The organism is Marisediminitalea alba (genome assembly GCF_002993365.1).
Lineage (GTDB): Bacteria > Pseudomonadota > Gammaproteobacteria > Enterobacterales > Alteromonadaceae > Alteromonas > Alteromonas alba.
Genome location: NZ_PVNP01000067.1, coordinates 1 through 4,034 on the forward strand (window position 1 = coordinate 1; position 4,034 = coordinate 4,034).

At 40.1% G+C, this 4,034-nt stretch carries 3 protein-coding genes; 2 read left to right on the forward strand and 1 reads right to left on the reverse strand.

Annotation, left to right across the window (positions count from 1 at the left end; all coding sequences use genetic code 11):
- Window positions 1–470, forward strand: a 470-nt coding sequence (locus C6Y40_RS07985; protein ID WP_146129521.1) for an IS66 family transposase, incomplete at its 5' end; no start/stop codon positions are given.
- Window positions 471–818: 348 nt separating this feature from the next.
- On the opposite strand, the gene C6Y40_RS07990 is transcribed toward C6Y40_RS07985, so the two are convergent.
- A complete protein-coding gene (locus tag C6Y40_RS07990; RefSeq protein ID WP_105934129.1) occupies window positions 819–2,999 on the reverse strand; it encodes a TonB-dependent receptor in 2,181 nt (726 codons plus the stop codon).
- A 257-nt stretch (window positions 3,000–3,256) separates the two neighbouring features.
- Between C6Y40_RS07990 and C6Y40_RS07995 the strand changes: the two genes are divergently transcribed.
- Entirely contained in the window at window positions 3,257–3,910 is a 654-nt protein-coding gene (locus C6Y40_RS07995; RefSeq protein WP_334050961.1) for an IS982 family transposase, read from the forward strand.
- Window positions 3,911–4,034: the final 124 nt, after the last annotated feature.

Consider the following 4,034-nt stretch of genomic DNA (forward strand, 5'->3'; position numbering starts at 1 on the left):
GAACAACGTTAGTCAGGCTCATTCGCATACTGTTCCGGCTGCAACACCGGTATGAGAGTAACGAACTAAGTGAAAAGCGATACCGGGACCGAATGGAAAAACTGCGTATCGCCTGGCGAGAACAACTTGAACTGGCATCAAGGCGTTGTGTTACTCCCCGCTATCAGAACCGGTGTAAGCTGCGGCTAAAACACGATGATATGTGCTGGGTGTTCCTCAGTCACGATGGCGTCCCCCTCACTAACAATGAAGCAGAGCGTTCATTGCGAAGCTATGTGCTGTGGCGAAAAGGCAGCTATGGCGTGTGTTCTCACCGAGGGGAACTGTTCAGACAACGTATACTCACCATTGTAGAAACCTGCCGGAAACAAAAGCTGAATCCACTGAATTGGCTCCGCGCCATTCTCGAAGCGACGTTAAACAAAACGTCCTATCCTCTACTCGGCGACTTCAAAGCAGCCTGTCAATAGGGCCCTGCTGAACGGTTACATGCAGTTACCTACAGTAAGAGATAACATCTCTCCCTTACGTATTCCTGTTTCATAAAGAAGTATAATAATTAGCTTATTTCTAAAAAATATGCACGTTAGTTAAGTGTTATTTTCACTGTTTGGGATAAAATGTTGGTCTAATTCAGTTTTAATTTTTTTGAGATTTTATCCCTTCTTCAGTTTCATAGCTAAAAGGTACAATAATGGCTTTATCAAATACCTAAACGCGTTAATTCGAAACGACATTTAACGTAAAACCATAGTATCTAATGTAAAAAGCCGCTAAATAAGCGGCTTGATTTTACGTGATAATGCGTAAACTTTTAATTAAAAGTTATAACGCACTTTTACGCCATATTGGCGAGGTTCACCATAAGTGTTACTTGTATTACCGCTATCGGTAAGTGAGCCATCTAAATTTCGGCCAGCGGTGATATAAGTAGCATAACGTTCATCTAGCATGTTAGTGCCGTATAATGAAACTTCCCATTGATCATCAAATGTCATCAACGAAACTCTTAAATTAAGTAATGAATATGAGTCTGACTGGAATTTTTCTTCGTTGTTGCTTTTAAAGTAAACACCGTCACGCCATGCATAATCACCTCTGAAGACTAAGTAACCAACATTGGCTATTTCGGTAGTATATTGCGCGCCTAGTGAATAGGTTAAATTTGGCGTGTTAGGTAACTCGTTGCCAGCAAAATCTACACCTTCCCCCTGTGGAAAGTAGTCAAATTCGGAATTAGTATAAGTAACCACCAAATTAACATCAAAATTATCACTTACACGAGCAACAAACTCACCTTCAATACCTTGAATAGTGGCTTTACCTGCGTTTGTTGTGGTTGAAATGCCACTATCATCATCGTATTCAACAACCTGCAAATTGGTGTAATCATATAAAAACAAACCAACATTGGCACGTAAACGATTTTCCAACAAGGTTGATTTTATGCCTGTTTCATAACTCCATAAGTCTTCTTGTTCAAATGAAGTGCCATCACCAATTTGAAAACCGCCCGATTTAAAGCCACTAGTTGCTGAGGCATAAATCATAATGTCATCAGCTAAGTCATAATCTAAGGCAAAACGCGGTGTCCATGCACTCCAACTGTCATCCGGTGTTCCTGTGTCATCAAGGCCGCCATTAACATTAGTAATATAGCCATAATTTTTACTTTCATAGCTATAGCGTAAACCAAATGTGGCTCTTAATTTAGGGTTAACATCATAGGTCATTTGGCCAAAAGCCGCATAAGCTTCGGTAACATTTTCTTCGGTAATTTCAATGGCCAAACCATCAAATAAAAGATCAATACCCCCGCTGCCATCTTCTTTTAAATAAAATAGGCCAGTGATCCAATCTAAACCATCAGGTGTGGTATTTGATAATTGAAACTCTTGAGTAAATGATTCTGAGGCTTCAAAAAAATTGATGTTAAATACCGTAAACTCTGTAGCATCCGCATCCGTGGTTTGATCGAAATCACTTTCACGGTATGAACTAATCGACTTTATGGTGTAATCATCGCCAGTCCATGTCAACGTTGATGAAAGCCCCCATACTTCAACGTCTGTTTTAGGTTTATAGTTTAGCGCTATATCGTAGTCATCTTTTGGTATTGCCGCACCCGCGTCAACATAATCTTGGGTATAACCACCGCGTTGGCTAATATAGCCCGTGCCGCCATCATTGTTGTAATCGCCTCTTAAAACGATTTCTAATTTATCTGATAAATCAATAGCAAGCGTTCCACGGCCAGCAAAGGTATCTTCATCTTGGTATTCTTCACCCGTTAACATATCTTTGTAGATACCATCACGGGTATTTTTTAATAGCGTTACTCTACCGCGGCTATTGTCAGTTAAACCGCCAGAAAAAGTACCTGTTAGTGTTTGTTTATTATAACTGCCAAGTGTTAAACCAACGGTTCCTTCAGCATCATCGGTGGGCGCTTTAGAAATAATGTTTAAGGCACCACCAACAGAATTTCGACCAAATAAAACCCCTTGTGGACCACGCAGCAATTCTAAGCGTTCAACATCGAACATATCTTGATAGCCCGTGGTTGGCCTTGGTTGGTAAATTCCGTCAATATAAATAGTTGAGCTAGGATCAGTGGCGACACCAAAAGCGGTTGTGCCAACACCACGAATATTAATAATTGCCATCGAATCATTAGTAATCGTTATACCTGGGGCGAAAAACTGAAAATCGTCCATGTTGGTGATACCCATTTGATCCAAAACATCGCCTGAAATAGCGGTAACACTAATAGGAGTTGACTGAATACTCGCTTCACGTTTTTGCGCCGTGATTTGAATCGTTTCAAAAAGGGTATCTTTTCTAGCCACTTTTTCTTCTGTTTGTTGCGCTGTTTTAGTTTCCGTCTGATCGTTGTCGCTGTTTACTTGAGCTTCAGCAGCAAAACTTTGCCCCGATGATAAAGCCATAGCTAAAGTAAGGGCACTTAGCGGGTAGATAGTTTTTAACTTATATTTCATTCGACTATTCCTTTCATTAATTATTATTTAACCCCAACTCGGTTTAAGAAATTGAACTAAATGCCCGTTCCAAGATCCGATCTTTCGACCAAGAAAGTGGGAACAAAACAAAAGGAACAGGCATGAAGAATTTAGTAGAGTTGTACTGTGATGTCGATGATTTTTGCAAAGTATTCATTCCACAATGGCAAAAGCAGCTACTAGAAGATGGTAGTCGCCAAAGGCGCAGAGATAGTCGTATGTCTATGGGCGAAATGATGACAGTCGTCATTGGTTTCCATATGAGCCATCATCGTGATTTCAAGAATTATTACCTAGGCTATGTCTCGTGTTTTTATAAAAAGGACTTCCCTAAATTATTGAGCTACACACGATTTTTGGAAGTGATGCCTAGTCTTATTGTACCCATGTGTGCTTATTTCACTTCACTCAAAGGTAAACCCACAGGTATTGAATTCATTGACTCTACAACCTTAAAAGTGTGCCATAACATTCGGATACCAAGGCATAAGACCTTTGAGGGTGTTGCACAAAGAGGAAAAGGTACGATGGGCTGGTTCTATGGGTTCAAGTTACATTTAATTGTAAACTATAAGGGGGAGATTGTTGCCGCTAAAGTCACCACAGGTAACGTGCACGATACCAAGCCAGTCGAAGAGCTAGCGGAAGGTTTAACAGATAAACTTTACGGCGACAAAGGCTACTTAAGCAATGCGCTCAAAGACAATTTATTTGATAAAGGCGTCACGCTTATCACAACGGTTCGTAAGAATATGAAAGCAAAAGCGATGTCATTATGGGATCGGGCAATGCTGTCAAAGCGATTCATTATCGAGACGATTAACGACCAATTAAAGAATGGCTATGTTCTGCTAAATTGTTGCTATACTGTATATGAATACAGTTATTGAGGGTTGATCATGATCCCAGCACAATTTACAAAGCTTATAGCCGAGTTAGAACACTTAACAGATGGCTATGTTCTGCTAAATTGTTGCTATACTGTATATGAATACAGTTATTGAGGGTTGATCA